The organism is Pseudomonas alcaligenes (assembly GCF_041729615.1).
Classification (GTDB): domain Bacteria; phylum Pseudomonadota; class Gammaproteobacteria; order Pseudomonadales; family Pseudomonadaceae; genus Aquipseudomonas; species Aquipseudomonas alcaligenes_B.
Map to the genome: position 1 here is coordinate 2,776,105 of NZ_CP154874.1, position 18,211 is coordinate 2,794,315.

The 18,211-nt window shown below is 57.6% G+C and carries 17 protein-coding genes; 1 reads left to right on the forward strand and 16 read right to left on the reverse strand.

The features are described from left to right. Positions 1-65: 65 nt before the first annotated feature. From rfbD to rfbB, 4 genes are read right to left on the reverse strand one after another with little or no spacing between them, the layout of a single operon-like run. Positions 66-935, reverse strand: a complete 870-nt coding sequence (gene rfbD, locus AAG092_RS13510; protein WP_373387076.1) for a dTDP-4-dehydrorhamnose reductase — start codon at positions 933-935, stop codon at positions 66-68. Next, a complete protein-coding gene (gene rfbC, locus AAG092_RS13515; RefSeq protein WP_373387077.1) occupies positions 932-1,477 on the reverse strand; it encodes a dTDP-4-dehydrorhamnose 3,5-epimerase in 546 nt (181 codons plus the stop codon). Before rfbC ends, rfbD begins: the two co-directional genes overlap by 4 nt. Then, positions 1,474-2,346 (reverse strand): glucose-1-phosphate thymidylyltransferase RfbA, encoded by an 873-nt coding sequence (gene rfbA, locus AAG092_RS13520; RefSeq protein ID WP_373387078.1) that lies wholly within the window; start codon positions 2,344-2,346, stop codon positions 1,474-1,476. The genes rfbC and rfbA overlap by 4 nt, the downstream gene beginning before the upstream one ends. Then, positions 2,343-3,407 carry a dTDP-glucose 4,6-dehydratase gene (gene rfbB, locus AAG092_RS13525; protein ID WP_373387079.1) on the reverse strand — a complete coding sequence of 355 codons (1,065 nt, stop codon included), beginning with the start codon at positions 3,405-3,407 and terminating at the stop codon, positions 2,343-2,345. Before rfbB ends, rfbA begins: the two co-directional genes overlap by 4 nt. Before the next feature lie 121 nt (positions 3,408-3,528). Here rfbB and AAG092_RS13530 point away from each other — a divergent pair, with 121 nt between their 5' ends. Next, complete coding sequence (locus AAG092_RS13530) at positions 3,529-4,614, forward strand: glycosyltransferase family 4 protein (protein WP_373387080.1); 1,086 nt, start codon at positions 3,529-3,531, stop codon at positions 4,612-4,614. On the opposite strand, the gene AAG092_RS13535 is transcribed toward AAG092_RS13530, so the two are convergent. From AAG092_RS13535 to AAG092_RS13590, 12 genes are all read right to left on the reverse strand, one after another. Then, a complete protein-coding gene (locus AAG092_RS13535) occupies positions 4,611-5,396 on the reverse strand; it encodes a glycosyltransferase family 2 protein (protein ID WP_373387081.1) in 786 nt (261 codons plus the stop codon). The two genes, AAG092_RS13530 and AAG092_RS13535, sit on opposite strands and share 4 nt — an antisense overlap. Then, a complete protein-coding gene (locus AAG092_RS13540) occupies positions 5,393-7,306 on the reverse strand; it encodes an acyltransferase family protein (RefSeq protein ID WP_373387082.1) in 1,914 nt (637 codons plus the stop codon). Before AAG092_RS13540 ends, AAG092_RS13535 begins: the two co-directional genes overlap by 4 nt. Positions 7,307-7,312: 6 nt before the next feature. Further along, a complete protein-coding gene (locus tag AAG092_RS13545) occupies positions 7,313-8,128 on the reverse strand; it encodes a glycosyltransferase (protein WP_373387083.1) in 816 nt (271 codons plus the stop codon). 45 nt (positions 8,129-8,173) lie between these two features. Then, positions 8,174-9,370, reverse strand: a complete 1,197-nt coding sequence (locus AAG092_RS13550) for an NAD-dependent epimerase/dehydratase family protein (protein ID WP_373387084.1) — start codon at positions 9,368-9,370, stop codon at positions 8,174-8,176. Positions 9,371-9,386: 16 nt separating this feature from the next. Further along, positions 9,387-10,820, reverse strand: coding sequence for a glycosyltransferase (locus AAG092_RS13555; protein ID WP_373387085.1), 1,434 nt, complete (start codon positions 10,818-10,820; stop codon positions 9,387-9,389). Continuing rightward, positions 10,820-11,614, reverse strand: a complete 795-nt coding sequence (locus tag AAG092_RS13560) for a hypothetical protein (protein WP_373387086.1) — start codon at positions 11,612-11,614, stop codon at positions 10,820-10,822. The genes AAG092_RS13555 and AAG092_RS13560 overlap by 1 nt, the downstream gene beginning before the upstream one ends. Beyond that, a complete protein-coding gene (locus AAG092_RS13565; protein ID WP_373387087.1) occupies positions 11,611-12,657 on the reverse strand; it encodes a sulfotransferase domain-containing protein in 1,047 nt (348 codons plus the stop codon). Before AAG092_RS13565 ends, AAG092_RS13560 begins: the two co-directional genes overlap by 4 nt. Before the next feature lie 8 nt (positions 12,658-12,665). After that, positions 12,666-14,018, reverse strand: a complete 1,353-nt coding sequence (locus AAG092_RS13570) for an ABC transporter ATP-binding protein (RefSeq protein WP_373387088.1) — start codon at positions 14,016-14,018, stop codon at positions 12,666-12,668. Continuing rightward, positions 14,018-14,815, reverse strand: coding sequence for an ABC transporter permease (locus tag AAG092_RS13575; RefSeq protein WP_373387089.1), 798 nt, complete (start codon positions 14,813-14,815; stop codon positions 14,018-14,020). Before AAG092_RS13575 ends, AAG092_RS13570 begins: the two co-directional genes overlap by 1 nt. A 7-nt stretch (positions 14,816-14,822) precedes the next feature. Further along, positions 14,823-15,806: a GDP-L-fucose synthase family protein gene (locus AAG092_RS13580; RefSeq protein WP_373387090.1), complete on the reverse strand. Its 984-nt coding sequence runs from the start codon at positions 15,804-15,806 to the stop codon at positions 14,823-14,825. A gap of 15 nt (positions 15,807-15,821) precedes the next feature. Next, the gene (gene gmd / locus AAG092_RS13585) at positions 15,822-16,943 is read right to left on the reverse strand and encodes a GDP-mannose 4,6-dehydratase (protein ID WP_373387091.1); all 1,122 of its coding nucleotides are present in this window, start codon (positions 16,941-16,943) and stop codon (positions 15,822-15,824) included. Positions 16,944-17,014: 71 nt separating this feature from the next. After that, a complete protein-coding gene (locus AAG092_RS13590; RefSeq protein WP_373387092.1) occupies positions 17,015-18,166 on the reverse strand; it encodes a glycosyltransferase family 4 protein in 1,152 nt (383 codons plus the stop codon). Between the last annotated feature and the right edge of the window lie 45 nt (positions 18,167-18,211).

Genomic DNA, 18,211 nt, shown 5'->3' on the forward strand with positions numbered 1-18,211 from the left:
TGCACCGGTGCGCCCGCCTGGCAAGTGCGGGCTGCGATGGGCGTGGCCCAGCGCAACAAAGTCGCTCAGCGCGGGCTGCCCAGGCACTCCAGCAGGGCGGCGTGCCAGTCTGGCAGGCGGATGTCCCAGGCTTGCTGCAGGCGCGTGCAGTCCAGGCGTGAGTTGAGCGGCCGACGAGCCGGGGTCGGGTAGTCGCTCGAGGCGATAGGCTCAAGGCGGGCGCAGGGCTTGCCCTGCTGGCGCAGCTGCGCGGCGATGGCCTCGGCGAAGCCGAACCAGGAAGTCTCGCCCTGGCCGGTCAGGTGATAGGTGCCCCAGGGGCCGGCTTGCCCGTTGCGCCAGTGCTGGATCAGCTCGGCGGTGGCCCGGGCGATGCTGCCGGCCCAGGTCGGTGCGCCGATCTGGTCGGCCACCACGCGCAGCTCCTCGCGTTCCTGCAGCAGGCGCTGCATGGTCAGCAGGAAATTCCGGCCATGCAGCGAGTAGACCCAGCTGGTGCGCAGGATCAGGTGCTGGCCGCCGACCGCGCGGATCGCCTCCTCGCCGGCCAGCTTGCTGCGGCCATAGACGCCGAGCGGGTTGGGGCGGTCGTCCTCGTCATAGGGCGCCGACTTGCTGCCGTCGAAGACGTAGTCGGTGGAGTAGTGGATCAGCGGGATGCCCAGCGCCAGAGCCTCTTCGGCCAATACGCCGGGGGCGGTGGCGTTGATCGCGAAAGCCGACTCGGGCTCGCTCTCGGCCTGATCGACAGCGGTATGCGCAGCGGCGTTGATCAGCAGATCCGGGCGACTGCGGCGTACTGCGCTACGGATGGCGGCGCCGTCACCGAGATCGAGCTCGGCCTGGCCCAGCACCAGCAGTTCGGCCTGTCCGCCCAGCGCCAGCTGCAGCTCGCGGCTGACCTGGCCATGGCGCCCGGTGATCAGGATCTTCATGGGAACAGCTCCGCCTCCTGCAGGCTCAGGCCGGCCTGATCCTTGGCCGAGAGCTGGGGCACGCCACCGTACTGCCAGTCGATGGCCAGTGTCGGGTCGTCCCAGCGGATGCAGCGTTCGTGGGCCGGCGCATAGTAATCGGTGGTCTTGTAGAGGAACTCGGCATAGTCGCTGAGTACCACGAAACCATGGGCGAAACCCTCCGGAACCCAGAGCTGGCGCTTGTTCTCGGCGGACAGGCGCACACCGACCCAGTGGCCGAAGGTCGGCGAGCTGCGGCGGATATCCACCGCCACGTCCAGTACCTCTCCGAGGGTGACACGTACCAGTTTGCCCTGGGCCTGCTCGACCTGATAATGCAGGCCGCGCAGCACGCCACGCTGCGAGCGCGAGTGGTTGTCCTGGACGAAGTCACGCTGCAGGCCGGTGGCTTCGGCAAAAGTACGGGCGTTGAAACTCTCGTAGAAGAAACCGCGCTCGTCGCCGAACACCTTCGGCTCCAGGATCAGCACTTCCGGGATGGTCGTCGCGATGGCCTTCATGCCTGCTCACCCGCCAACTGGTAGAGATACTGGCCGTAGCCGGTCTTGCCGAAGGCCTTGGCCTGGCTGAGCAGCTGGTCGCGGTCGATCCAGCCCTGCTGGTAGGCGATTTCCTCCAGGCAGGCGACTTTCAGGCCCTGGCGGTGCTCGATGGTCTGCACGTACTGCGAGGCCTCCAGCAGGCTGTCGTGGGTGCCGGTATCGAGCCAGGCGAAGCCGCGGCCGAAACGCTCCACGCGCAGGTCACCGCGCTGCAGGTAGGCGTTATTGACGTCGGTGATCTCCAGTTCGCCGCGCGGCGACGGCTTGACCGCCTTGGCGATCTCGATCACGTCGTTGTCATAGAAGTACAGGCCGGTGACCGCATAGCTGGACTTCGGCTGTGCCGGCTTCTCCTCGATGGAGATGGCCTTGCCCTGGACGTCGAACTCCACTACGCCGAAGCGCTCGGGGTCCTTCACCCAGTAGCCAAAAATGGTGGCTCCATGAGTGGCCGCGGCAGCCCGCAAGAGTTTTTCGGTGAAGTGCTGGCCATGGAAGATGTTGTCGCCGAGGATCAGGCACACCGGATCGCTGCCGATGAACTGCTCGCCGATCAGGAAGGCCTGGGCCAGGCCATCCGGAGAGGGTTGTTCGGCATAGCTGAAACGCACGCCGAACTGGTCACCATCGCCGAGCATCTTCTCGAACTGTGGCAGGTCGTGGGGCGTGGAGATGATCAGGATGTCGCGGATACCGGCCAGCATCAGCACCGAGATCGGATAGTAGATCATCGGCTTGTCATAGATCGGCAGCAGCTGCTTGGAGACGCCGAGGGTGATCGGGTGCAGGCGGGTGCCGGACCCGCCGGCGAGGATGATTCCTTTCATGCTGAGGCTCCGAGGCGTTCGCGCTGATAGCTACCGTCCTGCACGTGACGGCACCATTCGAGGTTGTCCAGGTACCACTGCACCGTCTTGCGCAGGCCGCTGGCGAAGGTCTCCTGCGGTACCCAGCCGAGCTCGCGCTGGATCTTGCTGGCGTCGATGGCGTAGCGCTGGTCGTGGCCGGGACGATCCTTGACGAAGGTGATCAGGTCCTCGTAACGCGCCAGACCGGCCGGCTTGACGGGCGCCAGCTCCTCCAGCAGTGCGCAGATGGCGCGTACCACCTCGATGTTCTTCTGCTCGTTATGACCGCCAATGTTGTAGGTCTCGCCGACCTTGCCCTCGGACACCACCTTGAGCAGAGCGCGGGCATGATCCTCGACGAACAGCCAGTCGCGTACCTGCAGGCCGTCGCCATATACCGGCAGCGGCTTGCCCTCCAGGGCATTGAGGATCACCAGCGGGATCAGCTTCTCGGGGAAGTGGAAGGGGCCGTAGTTGTTCGAGCAATTGGTGAGCAGCACCGGCAACCCGTAGGTGCGCTGCCAGGCGCGCACCAGATGGTCGGAAGCCGCCTTGCTGGCCGAATAGGGCGAGCTGGGCGCGTAAGGCGTGGTCTCGGTGAACAGGTCGTCCATGCCATGCAGGTCGCCGTATACCTCGTCGGTGGAGATGTGGTGGAAGCGGAAACTCTGCTTGCGCGCCTCCGGCAGCCCCGACCAGTAGGCGCGGGTCGCCTCCAGCAGGGCATAGGTGCCGACGATATTGGTCTGGATGAAGGCCGCCGGGCCATCGATGGAGCGATCGACATGCGATTCGGCGGCCAGGTGCATGATGGCATCGGGCTGGAACGCGGCGAGGGCACTGCTGACCGCCTGGCTATCGGCGATATCGGCCTGGAGGAACTGATAGCGCGGGTTGTCCTCGATGCAGGCCAGGGATTCCAGGTTGCCGGCGTAGGTGAGCTTGTCGAGATTGAGCACGCTGTGCTCGGTCTGCCGCAGAATATGGCGGACGAGTGCCGAGCCTATGAAGCCTGCTCCACCGGTTACCAGAATGCGCATGCACGGCCTGCTGTGTCGGATTGAAATTGAAGGTAGCCAGCTTGTCGGGTGTAATTGCGCTTTGCAAGGGAGCCGCTGCTTGGTGGCCTGCTCTTGCCTTCCCCGTGCAGATGAGATGCAGATGTTCAAAGTAGGTGTTGATTGCAGGCCGCTGAGCAGGCCCTTGTCGGGGATAGGTCGGTATACCCGGGAGCTGTTGGACATACTGACCGAGGCACCGGAAGTGCAGTGGTTTCTCTACTGCGACCAGGCCTTCGAGGCGCCGTTCATGCATCGGCCGAACGTCACCGTGCGCCTCTCCGGGCAGTCCGGCACACTGGCCGAGCACTTTTGGTACCAGGTTGGCGTACCGCGTCAGCTCAGGCGTGACGCCATCGATGTGTTCTGGTCGCCGCGCCATCACCTGCCGCTGTGCATGCCTTCATCCGTACGGACCGTCGTGACGATCCACGACCTGACCTGGAAGCGCTTTCCCGAGACGATGAAGCGCCTGCAGTACTGGTCCGAGCGCCTGCAGATGCCACATTCGCTGCGCCAGGCCGCGCGCATCATCACCATCTCCGCGTCCAGCCGCAGCGACCTCGAACGCTATTTCCCCGCCACCCGGGACAAGATCCGGGTCATACCCTGCGGCGTGACCCGCCTGCAGGCGGGAGCCTTTACTCGCCCCCTGCCGCAGCAGTACCTGTTGTTCGTCGGTACGCCCGAGCCGCGCAAGAATATTCGGCGCATCCTCGAGGCCTACGCACAACTTCCGGCCACATTGAGAGCGGCCTATCCACTGGTACTGGCGGGTGGGCATGGCTGGCTGGTCGACCTTGAACGCTGGGTCGAGGAGCTGGGCATTCGGGCGGATGTGGTCGCCCTCGGGGCCGTCAGCGCAGACGAGCTTGGCTACCTGTACTCGCAAGCCAGGCTGCTGCTGATGCCCTCGCTGTATGAGGGCTTCGGCCTGCCGATTCTGGAAGCCTTCCAGTTCGGCGTGCCGGTCGTCACTGCCAACTGCAGCTCCATGCCGGAAGTCGCCGGCGACGCGGGCTGCCTGGTCGATCCGCTGCGAGTCGAGAGCATCCGCGCCGGTATCGAACGCTTGCTAACCGATCAAGATGCCTACGCCAGGTGCGTTGCGCGGATTCCCGAACAGCTCGCCCGCTATGATTGGAAACAGGCAGCACGCAGCACGCTAGAGGTGCTGACCTCGGGCTAGCCGCTTCTATGAATGAGGCGGTCGCGCAGTCGCTTGATGGGGTTGAGCAAGGGAAGCTGCATCGCCTTCTTCACGGTGAGGAAGAACGCATAGTAGATCCAGGCCTCGAATCGCCCACACAGTCCGTTGCGAATGACCGAGTCACGGTATTGCCGCAGGCTGACCGCAAAATCGCGATCACTCAGGCCGCCCAGCGACATGTTCGCGAGCACGGCAGGTATGACTTCGAAGCGCTCGCCACGGGCCAGCGCCCGGTGACACCATTCCGAGTCCATAGCGTGCGAATACTGCGGCTCGTAGCCGCCCACTCGCGCATAGGCGGCGCGTGAGACGAACAGGGAGGGATGGAATACCCACATCCTGTACTTGAGTGCTGCCGGATCGGGGTAGCGGGTATAGCCGTAGCCACTATCGGGGTCCAGATAGCGCACGGCGCCACATAGCACGGAAGCCTCCGGGTGTTTTCTCCGAGCATCCTGCACCAGGCGCAGGGTCTCGGGCTCCCAGGTGTCGTCGCTGTTCAGGGTGGCAATCAGCTCGCCGCGTGCCTGCGCTATGCCGCGATTGAAGGCATCGGCGATGCCTTTGTCGAGGCCCGACTCCCAGTAGTGGAGATGATCTCGGTGGGCCTCGATCTCGTCCAGCGTGCCATCGGTCGAGCCGCCGTCGATCACGATGATCTCCAGTTCCTCGGTTTTCTGCGCCAGTACGCTGGCGAGTGCTCGGCGGAAACGCAACCTGTCATTCCTGACGATCATGATGACGCTGAGTGAAATGCTCATTGTGTCAGTGTCTTCATGTCTTCAAGATTAGGGAATAGAGCTTTCATTCGTGCAGAAATTAATTGCGCGCCTTTAATTGTTAGATGCTTGTCGTCGACGTAAATCAAGTTATTGCTGTTGTCAAGTATGTCGCATTCTTTTGGGCATTGCAGTTTTATGAAATTTATGAAGTTAATTCTTTGGTTGATATTCTGTTGGATGTATTTATTTGAGGCTATTTCTTGTTCTTGAATCAGGGTTCTTGCAAGCTCTATCCCTGAGTGAATGGAGGTGGAATTGCTTAAAATTGAAGGCAGGGAGTTTTTAAACTTTATTCTCTGCCCTATTACATAAATGTCTAGTTCTTTGTTAAGTAATTTTAGTAGGTCATTGATGCGGCTAATGTCACCTGATGGCCAGTTCGAGGAGAGAATGACTCCTCTGTAATTCGGGTTTTTTGCAAGCTTGGTGAATGCCTCATTATAGAGAATAGTGCACTCTGATTTTTCTGACTCTTTGAATTTAGTCGGGTTGGGAATTGGGCAGCCTGGAAGCGTTAGCTGTCCGAAGTATATGTTTGGATAGGCCTTGCTGAAGACTAAATATGCATCGGCTGCATAGCTGTCACCAATTATCAGGTATGCCTCTTTGTCGTCTGGCGGATTAGAGCAAAAGTCCGAATCAAAACTTCCGTCCACAGGTGAGCCTAGTGGCAGGTTACAGCGACCCGTTCGGAGAGATTTTTTGCGGTAGTCCCATTCTTTATCCAACCCTTGTGCGAAGTTCTGCATTTCTTGTGGTACGCGCCCTTTCAGGCCATCCATACCCCAGTAATGCGCCCCAACAAAACAGATGGCCAGCATGGAGGCGAAGGTGCCAGCAAGAATGTTGGCTTTGAAATGATTCGAGCGGCCAGAATGGAAGCGGAATTTCTTTTCCACGGTTTCATGGAGCAGGGCTCCAGCCGCTACGCTCAGCGTCAGGAGCACGATTATGTCGGCCGTGGACAGGCTGTAGTCCGTGGCGATTTTCCAGAGCACGATAAGCGGCCAATGCACCAGATATACCGAGTAGGACCTGCGGCCCACCCACTGGGTGACCCGCGCAAAGAGGGAGTTGCTGTCCGGGCTGCTCTGGCAGGCCCAGATGAATAGCGCCGTGCAGGCTGCGGGTGCTACCGCACTGACCAGGTAGTAGCTGGAGTGATTGATCACATAGGTGAGCAGCAGAAGCGCAAGGATGCTGGCACCGCTGGTGAGCCGTTGGAAATTGCCCGGGGCCGGGGCGGGGAGAAGGGCAATGATTGCGCCGAAGGCAAACTGGTAGGCGCGGAAGGGCGTCAGGAAAAAAACTGCCTCGGGTTGCCGCTTGGCATAGTAGAGCGCAGCCAGCAGTGAAAGCCCGCCGATGGCCAGCACCATGTGCTTGAGCCTGGCACTGCCCAGACGCTGCACGGTGAGGAAGATGACAAGTGGCCACAGCAGGTAGAACTGTTCCTCAACGGACAGCGACCAGGTATGCAGTAGGGGCTTGAGTTGCGAGTTGATGTCGAAGTAGCCGGAGTCGAGCAGGAAGAAGATGTTCGACAGGGACAGGGCGGCATAAATCGAGCTGTGTCCGAGGTTTTCCAGGTCCGCCGGAGCCAATATCAGATAGGCGGCGGCCAAGGTGAGGAGCGTTACGGTGAATAACGCGGGCAGTAGTCTGGCTGCTCGTCGAGTGTAAAAGCGGTAAAAGCTGAATTTGCCGGCCAGGGTCTCGCCGACAAGGTTACGGGTAATCAGAAAGCCTGATATGACGAAGAAAATGTCGACGCCGATGAAGCCACCCTCGAATAGGTTCAGCTCAAGGTGGAAAAGCACGACAAGAGCAACGGCAAGCGCGCGAAGGCTCTCGATGGGGGCGATAAAGTTTCTGGCTGGGGCGTGCATCGGCAGTTATAGGCTGATCAGTGTCGGGTGAATGCGGGACTTGATGAAGTTCGGCAGCTGCTCTAGCAGGCGATAGCGCCATGCCTGCAGCACGCTGAAGCGTTTTCCTTCGGTGATGTGAAGCGCTTCGGCGTGATAACTTTCAAGTGCGCTGGAGAGTTGCCCGGGATGTTTTCGGAAGCAACCAATGAGGGCATTCAGAGTCCACAGCGTATTGTGTTCGGCGAAGGAGTGCCACAGATAGAAATCGCCTGCATATTTGAAGCTTTTCAGGCGCGCCAGATCAATGTCCGCAAGCAGCTCGCGGGACCAGAAAGTGCTTTCCTGCTGGATGTGATTGTTATACCGGCCATAGAAATAGCTCTGGACCAGCTGGCGCGGGTAGCCGAAGGGCAGCCTGGACGAGGTGATAATCCCATCGCCATTCATGAAGCTATTCCAGCCGGTTACCCAGCGGACATGCGGGTGACCTGAGAATGCCCGCTCAAGGGCGCACAAGGCGCCAGGCAGGAGAATGTCGGAGGCATTGAGGTAGCCCACTATATCGCCCTGCACCAAGCCCAGGCCTTTGGCCAGAGCGTCATACATACCGCTGTCAGGCTCGCTGTATATCGTGATGGATACACTCTGCTGAGGTTTCATGCAGGATGTGATGGCCGCTTCTTCTTGGAAGCGCTGGCAGATCTGCAAGGTTTCGTCGGAGGACTGGCCATCGACGATGATGAGTTCGAGTGAGGACTGTAGTTGTTGCGATAGCAGACTTCGGAGTGTGTCACCGATGTAGCGCGCGGCATTAAAGGTGGGGATTACAATACTGATCATGTGATCCAATGCAGGCCCGTTGCCGGGCCTGCATCTATACGAGCGTTAGTGGGTGGCTGGCTTGCCGGCCTTGTTCGCCGCGGTCCATGTCGAATAGCACGGAATTTTGCTGCGATCACAACGATCGGCGTACTTCTTGGCAATGCTGGTGACTTCGTCCAGCAGGCCGTCTTCCAGTTTGATCGGGTTCAGGCCGAGGTTGAGGAAGGTCTCGTTCTCGACGATCAGATCGTTCTCATCGGCCTCGTTGCGCGGGTTGGGTACCAGCTCAACTGTGGCGCCGGCAATACGGGCGACCATCTGGGCGAGATCCCGGACGCGGTGAGTCTCGGTCATCTGGTTGATGATCTTGACCTTTTCCCCGTGCTTCGGCGGGTTGTTGAGCGCAAGCTCGATGCACTTCACCGTATCTTGAATATGGATGAAGGCACGGGTCTGCCCGCCAGTACCGTGCACGGTCAGGGGATAGCCGACGGCTGCCTGTGCCAGGAAACGGTTGAGTACGGTGCCATAGTCACCGTCATAGTCGAAGCGGTTGATCAGGTCTTCCGACAGCTTGGTCTGTTCGGTCTGGGTACCCCAGACAATGCCCTGGTGCAGGTCGGTGACTCGGGTCTTGTCGTTCTTGTTGTAGTAGGCGAAGAGCAGCTGATCCTGCGTCTTGGTCATGTGGTAGATGCTGCCAGGATTAACTGGGTAGAGAATCTGCTGTTTGATCTGTTCGCCACTGTCCGTGGTGACATTCACTTCCAGGTAGCCTTCCGGGATTTTCATGCCGGCGGTGCCGTAGCCGTAAACGCCCATGGTGCCCAGGTGGATCAGGTGGATGTCCAGGCCGGACTCAACAACCGCCGCCAGCAGGTTGTGGGTGGCATTGATGTTATTCGAAACGGTATAGCGCTTATGCTGCGAGGATTTCATCGAGTAAGGCGCAGAGCGCTGCTCGGCAAAGTGCACGATAGCTTCTGGCTTCCACTCTTTGATCAGATTCAGCAGGCGATCATAGTTCTCGGCAATATCGATGTTGTAGAACTCGATATTCTTTCCGCTCAGCTCTTTCCACTTGGAGAGACGCTTGCCGATTGGGCGAATCGGGGTCAGCGAGTCGACTTCCAGTTCGTTATCGATGTTGCGACGGGAAAGATTGTCGACTATTGCAATCTCATGCCCCTGTGCCGAGAGATGCAGGGCGGTTGGCCAGCCGCAAAATCCGTCGCCACCGAGAATCAGTACTTTTTTCATGTGCCTCTCCAATTATTTAGATCAGTTTTCTATAGGGAATTCCAAGCGGGAGCTCCGCTGGTATTGCGGTTGATTGTTGCTCTTCGAAGCTGTGCGCAGAAGTTCTACCGCTCCGAATGTCCATGAAAAATTTATCTGGTGAAACCTCCTCCAAGAATCTGCGGCTCCGTGCCTGGGCATTTTTCTGATAATGGTCGTAGTTGTCCGCGATCTTCATGATGCAGTTGATAAAGTCGCTGTTGGATAAGTAGCTGACGGACAGGCCGGCTTCCTGAGCGATGTGGCTGGGAAAGGTCGCCTCCGTGGTAATGGCGATCTTTCCGTTTGCCAGTGCCTCGAAAATGATGCCGGAGCTGCGCACGGCATAACGACTGGGGTCGTAGCAAAGCAGCAGGACGTCGGATCGGCTCAAGGCGGCGTCGTAGTCAGCGGGGCTTTGTGGCTGGGTAATGATATGCAGGCGTGAGTCACTAATTGACATGAGCCTGTCAACTGCAGCCTTGATGGCCGGGGCATAGCCCACGATCTGTGGAGAGGCCTGCAGTTCGAAGCGAATATCGTCGCGCTTGCAGGCGGCGAGGAATTCCTCGATGGCGCCGGCAAGATAAACAAAGCCTTTCTCTTCGCGGGCCGCACCTAGATAGGAAAAGGTAATTGCCTGTGTAGGTCGGGCCTGAGCTTCGCCCGGCAGGGGGCTTTGCGGAATGAAAAGAGGTTTGACCGTTGCGGACCACTGTTGTGACAGGTGCTCGGCCAGCAAGTCGTTCTCGGCATACAGGAAAACCTGGCGGTCAATGAGGTTGAGAGACCGGAGGTAGCGGATAGAGGTGGCTGCGGTGATGGTCGTTTTATTATGCGGCATTATGCCTTCATCGTAAGGAGTCGAAAGATGAAGGCTGGGCAGTGTGTGCCATTGCTCCGGGGGTAACGACTTGACGAAGAGCTCGACGATAGTGAAGTAGGTTTGAGCATCGCTGGTGTGAAAGAAAATACTGTCCTCGGGGGAGTACGGATACTTTTTGAGCGCATGCATGAGCTCTTCGTGCTGGCGCTTTGTCGGTGCCTGTGGTGCATGCGATTGCGCAGTGGCGGAAAAGAGCCGGTCAAATGGCTTTATTCTCCGCAGAACAGTCTTCGCCATGGTTCGCAAAGGTGCCGGCATGCGCATGTACAGTGCTTGGGCTTTCCGATAGAGCCGGCTTTTGGGGAGCGTCTGAATCAGACTCGCACTTTTTTTGGCTTGCGCATAAGCGTCATAGGTTCCTTCGGAAAATACGCGCTCAATGGTCACATTCCCCGAAAGGTTGTAGTTGCCATGCGGAAGGCGCTTGCTTACCAGCCAAATAATGCGCAAGTCGTGCTTGCTGGCAGCTTCGCTGAAGGTGCGGGTCAGCGAAAAATGGTGGCCTTGAAAACTGGATAGGGCCGGGTCAGCGATGAACAGCTTCATCAGAAATAGCTCCAGATTTCCTTGTGAGGTACAAGGTTGAAAGGCGGAGCCAAGAACTTGGGATCAATAGCAAAGCGAGAAGCACCCTCACCGATGCCGCAGTTATAAATAATGCGCTTGGCCGTGGGTTTGTGTGTGCGCTTATCCAGTGCCGTGAGCAAGGCCAGCGTTTCATCCCAGGCAAAGAACTTGGTAAGAGTCTGGGAGGGAAGGCGTGGCGGGGTCACGTCGAGACGCTCCAGGATTTCCGGCGTCAGCGCGTCGCGGGTAAAGGCTAGGTAATCTCTTTCATACATCGAATAGCAGTCGATCAACTTGCTGAGGTAGGGAGCAAGTTTTTCCGAGGTCGTGGCCCAACCCCAGCCTTGGAAGCGTGAGCAGTAGCCACTCTCTTCGGCGACCAGAAAGGGGTGGCCATAGACGGAAAACACCTGCGCATCATGCTCGACGGCCTGCAGCTCCGAAATAAAGATATCGACTGCATCCTTAGTGGGGAAGCAATCGTCCTCAAGGAGAATGATGTACTTGTAGTTCTGCACGGCATGCTGCATTGCCAACAAGATCATCTTGCGAAAGCCCAGCTGGCCGCGATGATAGAATTTGTTCCGGACCTGGTAGTCGTCAGCTATTTTGTGACAAAGGGCAATCTTGTTGCGCAGGTCGGAAATACCCTGGTCACCATCAATCCAGAGGTCGACTTTGTCTATGTGCCCTTGGATTTTCAGGCTTTCCAGAGTGTCAGCCAGAAGAAGAGGTCTGGTGTGTCCGAAGACGAGTATTCCGAGTTCGTTCATGTGTGATCTGCAGTATTGGAGATTTCGATAAGTTGTCTGTAAATGTGCCAGGCTTTTCGTGGGGTTCGGAGAGCGGACTGTTTGGCCAACAGGTCAACGTGTCTTTTGATCTTCATGAGCGACTCTATTTCCCGGCCCATGGTGCTGTTGCTCTGCTTTAGCTCGGTCAGTTGCGCCTCTGTCTCCCGCTGTTGACGCTGCATCTCATCAAGTTTTTTTCTGGTGGCTTCTAGGTCTGCAAGAAGTTTGGCTTTTTCTTGTTCCAGTTTTTGTATGCGTGGTTGGGCAGCAGCATTGGCGCGCTGGAACTGCTTGTTGAGCTGGCGGCCGAGCGACAGGAAGAATGGGGCGTATTCGCTATTGAGAAGCATGGGGGTGTTATCTGAGTACCCCATGGCTTTCATTTGTTCGTGGTTCGTCATCCAGAATGCAAGCTGCTCTTCCTCTGACATCCGGTCGAGCCAAGAGTCTTTCTTGCCGGAGTTGAAGAATTTCGGATTGATTGCCTGCAGTTCTTTGAATGAGGGTGCTTGCTGTTTTGACGCGGGGATCCCGATAAAGTCGGCTATGCGAGGATAGAACTCTTCTGGGGCGCTGACGAGGTTTTCAAATTTTATCAGCAGGGTGTTTGGCCGGGTTTGAGGCGACCAACTGGTGACATGCTCCCCCCATGTACCGAAAGCGGCTGCGCCGGTAATGACGTCGTACAGCGCAAGCGGGGAGGAATAGAAGTTCTTCAGGTACTTGTGGTAAGAGACGGAGCTCTCCCGGCCATCGCGCACAAGGTAGATTGCCTTGTCAGTTTCGTTCTGCGGCGGAGCATGTGTCTTTATGATGTAGATGTTGTCGCTAAGGCGGGCATGCGCCAGGTCAAAGTTCTCCGGGAGATGCTCGTGGCCGACAACTTCTGACGTGGGTTGATCTGCGGCGATGTCATGGGTGTCATTATGAATGGAGTAGGTTTTTACTCCAAAAATGCTATTCAGGAGTACCCTGAAATACGTATTGCCACTGCGGGGGTAAGAGGCGAGCCAGATGATCATCGATTAGCCTAGCGGACAGGGAATTCTAGTTGGTTGTTATAAGAGTCAATCAAGACCGTGTCGATTCCGGAGTACAGGCCGCCGTAAATACGCTGTGACGAATCCGTGACTTTGAAACAGTGTGCGTCGACCTTCCGGTTAAGAACTTGCTGTTCACCATTGGCAAATGAAGAGATGCCATGGTTGGTGAAATAAACGCCGCCGGGGAGTCGAGCATGAAACTCAAAGGATGCGGTGATCTTCTCGCCTGGCATGAGCTGTTTACAGGTCAGGCCTTGCGTATATGAGCGTGTCGATTCTATCGAGCAGATCGCGAGCCCCTTCTGGTTCTTTATTTCGAAGCCGAAGGCGACGTCTGAGAAGGTCTTCTGCGAGCGGGATGTGTAGGTGACGACATATTTGTAGCGCTGGCCAAAGACCAGCACGTTCACCGGTTTGCCGCTGTCGTCGAGAATGAGCGGTGTGTCTATGTCGATATCTTCATTTCGATATTCAATGAGCGATTTGGGGGTGAAGTTATCGATGTGATATGCCGAGTTCGGCGAGTGGGTGGCCGCGGGCGTATGCTGGTCGGGCACGTTGCCAGAATCTTTAAATGTTGCCTTGAGTATCTTTTGTGTCTCGGGCGGAGAGTAGAGGTATTGGTGGTATTTTTTTACTATCTCATTGGCCGGGCCGTCGCAGATGATCTCGCCGGCATCCATGAAGATGGCGCGCTTGCAAAGTTGGGAAATCGAATCGATTTCATGCGAGACATAGATGATGGTCTTGCCGGCCTCGAAAAATTCCTGCATTTTGGCGTAGCACTTGCGCTTGAACAGCGCATCACCAACGGCCAATATTTCGTCAAGGATGAGAATGTCTGGGTCGACATGAATGGCCACGGCAAATCCGAGTCGAGACTTCATGCCGCTGGAGTAAGTGCGTACGGGCTGGTCTATGAATTCATTGAGTTCCGCGAATTCAATAATCTTGGGCGTTGTCGCAGCGACCTGTGCGCTATCTAGGCCAAGCAGGGTCGAGTAGAACGCGATGTTCTGTCGCCCGGTGAACTCTGGATTGAATCCTGCGCCAAGTTCCAGCAGTGCCGTGATCTTGCCATTCACCCGGATGCTGCCGGTATTGGGTTGTAGTACGCCACTGATGAGTTTGAGCAGGGTGGACTTGCCACAACCGTTGCGACCCAGTATTCCGATAATTTCGCCCTTGCCAATATCTAGGCTGAGATTCCTGACTGCATAAAAATCTCGATGGTATTTCCTGCCGAGCGGATTCAGCGCTTCCTTTAGTCGATCGGAACTCGATTTATAAAGTTTATAAGCCTTGGACACGTCTTTTATGCTGATGGCAAGGTCATCCACTAGATCACCTCCGCGAAATGCGGCTTCAATCGTTTAAAGGTGATCGCGCCAATAGCGAGTGTAATGGCTGTGATGGCCCAATATGCCAGCGTGTCTTCGGGGCGCTCCCAGAAGTAGTGGCCGCCACTGAGACTGTCCCGATAACCGGTGACAAGGTAGTTTGCCGGATTCAGGCGAAGCAACCATTGATATTGTTCTGGCAGGGTCTGCGCGTTCCAGAATATGGGCGTTAGCCAAAGGCCGAACTGGGTGATTACCGCGATGCCATTCGTGATGTCGCGCACGAACAGGCTGGCGGCAGAGGTAATCCATCCAAAGCCCATTAAGAAGACTGCCATGCAGAGGTAATAATAGAGCAGCTGCAGGCTGTGGAGACCGAGGGTAAAGCCATTGAAATGGGCCAGCAGTAGCATCAGCGTTACAAGCACGGCATGAGGAGGCAGTGAGCTCAATAGCTTGACCAAGGGCAGGATGCTCAGGCGGAATTCGATTTTTTTCACAAGAAAGGAATAGGATCGAATGACACCGGTTATCGAGATCAAGTTGGAGGAGAAATATAGCCAGCAGGTCATGCCGCTGAGAAGGTATAGGCCAAAAGGAATTCCGGTATTGTTTGGAGTATGACGGAAGCCAAATGCAATAACGCCATATAGCACGCTGACGAAGAGCAGGGGCTGCAGATAATTCCAGATGAACCCCAAATAGGAGCCTTGGTTCTGCTGCTGATAGTCTCGCTTTACAAGCTCGAGGATTATATTTCTGAGCTTGTAAAGGTCTTTGGTGAAGCTGAAAAGCATAACGGGCCTAGAGCCGAGTGGTGTGGTTGTGCTGGTGGGCCACATACCACTCATATGCAGATGCCAGCCCTTCCTTCAGTTCAATCGAGGCCTGCCAGCCAAGTCGTTTCAAGCGGCTAACATCCATCAGCTTTCTAGGCGTGCCATCAGGTTTGCTGGTGTCGAAGACCACCTTGCCACTGAAACCAACGACTTCGGCTAGGGTCTGGGCTAGCTCGCGGATTGTGACGTCAGTCCCGGTACCCACATTGATGTGGGACAGCATGGGCTGCGTGTTGGCCTGATAAGTCTCGGTATCGATATTCATGACATGCAGGCAGGCTGCAGCCATGTCATCGACATGCAGGAACTCGCGCATGGGCGTGCCTGTGCCCCAGATCACTACCTCTTCAGCCTTGGCCTGCTTGGCCTCGTGGAAGCGGCGGATCAGTGCCGGGATGACATGGCTGTTTTCCGGATGGTAGTTGTCGTACGGACCATAGAGATTGGTCGGCATCACCGAGCGGTAGTCGGTGCCATGTTGCCGGTTGTACGACTCGCACAGCTTGATGCCGGCGATCTTGGCTACCGCATAGGGCTCGTTGGTGCTCTCCAGTACGCCGGTCAGCAGGGCGCTTTCCTGCATGGGCTGGCGGGCCAGCTTCGGGTAGATGCAGGAGCTGCCGAGGAACAGCAGCTTGCGTACGCCGGCGGCGAACGCCTGATGAATGACATTGCACTGGATCATCAGGTTTTCGTAGATGAAGTCGGCCGGGTATTCATTGTTGGCGTGTATTCCGCCGACCTTCGCGGCAGCCAGCACGACGTAGTCGACCGGGTTGTCCCGGAAGAATGCCTGGACGGCCGTCTGCGAGGTCAGGTCCAGCTCGGCGTGGGTGCGCGTGATGATGTGGTGGTAGCCCTCGGCCTGGAGCTTTCGCACGATGGCGGAGCCGACCATGCCACGATGACCGGCTACGTAGATGCGGGTGTTCAGGGGAAGCTTTTGCATTTCTTGATTCCCCCCTTATTCGTGGTAGGACATGATCTTGTAGCCGCTCTGCTCGACCAGCGCATCGCGCTGCGCCAGCTTGAGGTCTTCGCTGATCATTTCGGCCACCAGCTCCTCGAAGCTGATCTTCGGCTCCCAGCCCAGGTCGCGCTTGGCCTTGGAGGGGTCGCCGAGCAGGGTTTCCACTTCGGTCGGGCGGTAGTAGCGCGGGTCTACGCGTACGATGATGTCGCCGGCCTTCATGCCGGTAACGGCCTCGTTGGCCACGTCGACGACCACGCAGACTTCTTCCTCGGCCTCGCCGCGCCACTCGATGCTGACGCCCAGCTCCTTGGCCGAGACTTCGATGAACTGACGTACCGAGTACTGGCGGCCGGTGGCGATGACATAGTCGTCAGGCTTGTCCTGCTGCAGCATGAGCCACTGCATTTCCACGTAGTCACGGGCATGGCCCCAGTCGCGCAGGGCGTTCATGTTGCCCATGTACAGGCAGTCCTGCAGGCCTACGGCGATACGGGTCAGGCCACGGGTGATCTTGCGGGTGACGAAGGTTTCGCCGCGCAGCGGGGACTCGTGGTTGAACAGGATGCCGTTGCAGCCATAGATGCCATAGGCCTCGCGGTAGTTGACGGTCATCCAGAAGGCGAACTGCTTGGCGACCGCGTAGGGCGAGCGCGGGTAGAAGGGCGTGGTCTCCTTCTGCGGGATTTCCTGCACCAGGCCATAGAGCTCGGAGGTCGAGGCCTGGTAGAAGCGGGTCTTCTTTTCCAGGCCGAGGATGCGAATGGCCTCGAGAATGCGCAGGGCACCCATGGCGTCCACGTCTGCGGTGTACTCGGGGGACTCGAAGGAAACCGCCACGTGGCTCTGGGCGCCGAGGTTGTAGATCTCGTCCGGCTGGCACTGCTGGATGATGCGCACCAGGTTGCTGGTGTCGGTCAGGTCGCCGTAGTGCAGGATCAGGTTGCGGTTCTTGGTGTGCGGGTCCTGGTACAGATCGTCGATGCGGTCGGTATTGAAGGAGGAGGCGCGACGCTTGATGCCGTGGACTATGTAACCTTTTTCCAACAGGAAGCGCGCGAGGTAGGCGCCGTCCTGTCCGGTCACGCCAGTAATGAGTGCAACTTTACGGGTCATGTCTTCTTTCCTTCTCTGGCCCACTTAAGGCCGGCAATAACGATTAGTTTGTTTGAATAGGCGAGCGGGCTTCAGGGGTTGATCGCCGATGCCCATTTGCTGTCCCGGTCGTGTTTTTCGAGCAGCTGTCGGTAGAGGTTGCTGTAGCACTGCGCCATGCGGGTGGCCGTGAACTGTTCCCAGTACCTCTTCTCTGCCTCCTGCCCCATCTGTCGAGCCTGTTCCGGGTGCGCCCAAAGACGGTCCATCGCGATTCTGAGCGCGCCTGGGGCGTCAGGAGGGACGACGAGCCCAGTCTGCTCGTGAATATTGATGTAGCTGGTGCCTGTGCCGATCTCGCTGGAGATCATCGGCTTGCCGTACATGGCGCCTTCCAGCAGGGAGATGCCGAAGGCTTCCGAGCGCAGGTTGGAGGGGAAGGTAACGGCGTAGCAGAGATCCAGCAGGGCGACCTTGTCTTCGTCCGATACGGCCCCGACGAAGAAGACGTTATCCAGGTGGTCGCGCTGCGCCTGGGCCTTGAGTTCTTCCTCAACCGGGCCGGCGCCGACTATCACCAGCTTGTAGGGGCCGCCTTTCATCGCTTCCAGCAGGATATGCAGGCCTTTGTAGTAGCGCAGGACACCGACGAAGAGGAAGAATCGTTCGCCAAAGCGCTGCCGCCAGTGTTCACGGTTGTTGTGCGAGGGTACCGGATAGGCTGCTTTGTCCAGGCCTATGGGGATGACCCGGGTCTTGTCCTGATGCCGCCGCAGAACCGGGCTGCTGTGCAGGTAGTTCGGCGAGGTCGCGACGATGGCGTCGACGCTGCTCAGGAAGCTGTGCATCAGCGGACGATACAGCTTGAGCAGTGTGGCCTGGCGCACGATGTCGGAGTGATAGGTGACCAGGCTGGGCTTGTTCAGGCGGCAGGCCAGGTGCACTAGGTCCATGAAGGGCCAGGGGAAATGGTAGTGGATGATGTCGGCTTCCCTGGCCAGCTCGCGAAACATGCGCAGGGCAGAGAGGGAGAATCCGGTAGACGCGATCTGCAGGTCCAGTTTGGCTTTGTAGGCCTTGTGGCTGCCCAGGTCGACAGGCTGCGCTGCTGCTTTGCTGCTGAGCGAGAGCACGTCGGTGCTGATGCCCAGGTCGGCAACGCCACTGGCGATCTGGTAGATGACCTGCTCTACCCCGCCTACGGAGTCGGGGTAATAGGTCTTATAGAAGTGCAGTACCTTCATTCGGCGGTGTCTTGATTAGTCAGAGGCCAGCTGGAACAAGAACTC

Coding starts and splice junctions, on each gene's coding strand:
- rfbD (WP_373387076.1), bottom strand. CDS start 935: ATGAAGATCCTGATCACCGGGCGCCATGGCCAGGTCAGCCGCGAGCTG.
- rfbC (WP_373387077.1), bottom strand. CDS start 1,477: ATGAAGGCCATCGCGACGACCATCCCGGAAGTGCTGATCCTGGAGCCG.
- rfbA (WP_373387078.1), bottom strand. CDS start 2,346: ATGAAAGGAATCATCCTCGCCGGCGGGTCCGGCACCCGCCTGCACCCG.
- rfbB (WP_373387079.1), bottom strand. CDS start 3,407: ATGCGCATTCTGGTAACCGGTGGAGCAGGCTTCATAGGCTCGGCACTC.
- AAG092_RS13530 (WP_373387080.1), top strand. CDS start 3,529: ATGTTCAAAGTAGGTGTTGATTGCAGGCCGCTGAGCAGGCCCTTGTCG.
- AAG092_RS13535 (WP_373387081.1), bottom strand. CDS start 5,396: ATGAGCATTTCACTCAGCGTCATCATGATCGTCAGGAATGACAGGTTG.
- AAG092_RS13540 (WP_373387082.1), bottom strand. CDS start 7,306: ATGCACGCCCCAGCCAGAAACTTTATCGCCCCCATCGAGAGCCTTCGC.
- AAG092_RS13545 (WP_373387083.1), bottom strand. CDS start 8,128: ATGATCAGTATTGTAATCCCCACCTTTAATGCCGCGCGCTACATCGGT.
- AAG092_RS13550 (WP_373387084.1), bottom strand. CDS start 9,370: ATGAAAAAAGTACTGATTCTCGGTGGCGACGGATTTTGCGGCTGGCCA.
- AAG092_RS13555 (WP_373387085.1), bottom strand. CDS start 10,820: ATGAAGCTGTTCATCGCTGACCCGGCCCTATCCAGTTTTCAAGGCCAC.
- AAG092_RS13560 (WP_373387086.1), bottom strand. CDS start 11,614: ATGAACGAACTCGGAATACTCGTCTTCGGACACACCAGACCTCTTCTT.
- AAG092_RS13565 (WP_373387087.1), bottom strand. CDS start 12,657: ATGATCATCTGGCTCGCCTCTTACCCCCGCAGTGGCAATACGTATTTC.
- AAG092_RS13575 (WP_373387089.1), bottom strand. CDS start 14,815: ATGCTTTTCAGCTTCACCAAAGACCTTTACAAGCTCAGAAATATAATC.
- AAG092_RS13580 (WP_373387090.1), bottom strand. CDS start 15,806: ATGCAAAAGCTTCCCCTGAACACCCGCATCTACGTAGCCGGTCATCGT.
- gmd (WP_373387091.1), bottom strand. CDS start 16,943: ATGACCCGTAAAGTTGCACTCATTACTGGCGTGACCGGACAGGACGGC.
- AAG092_RS13590 (WP_373387092.1), bottom strand. CDS start 18,166: ATGAAGGTACTGCACTTCTATAAGACCTATTACCCCGACTCCGTAGGC.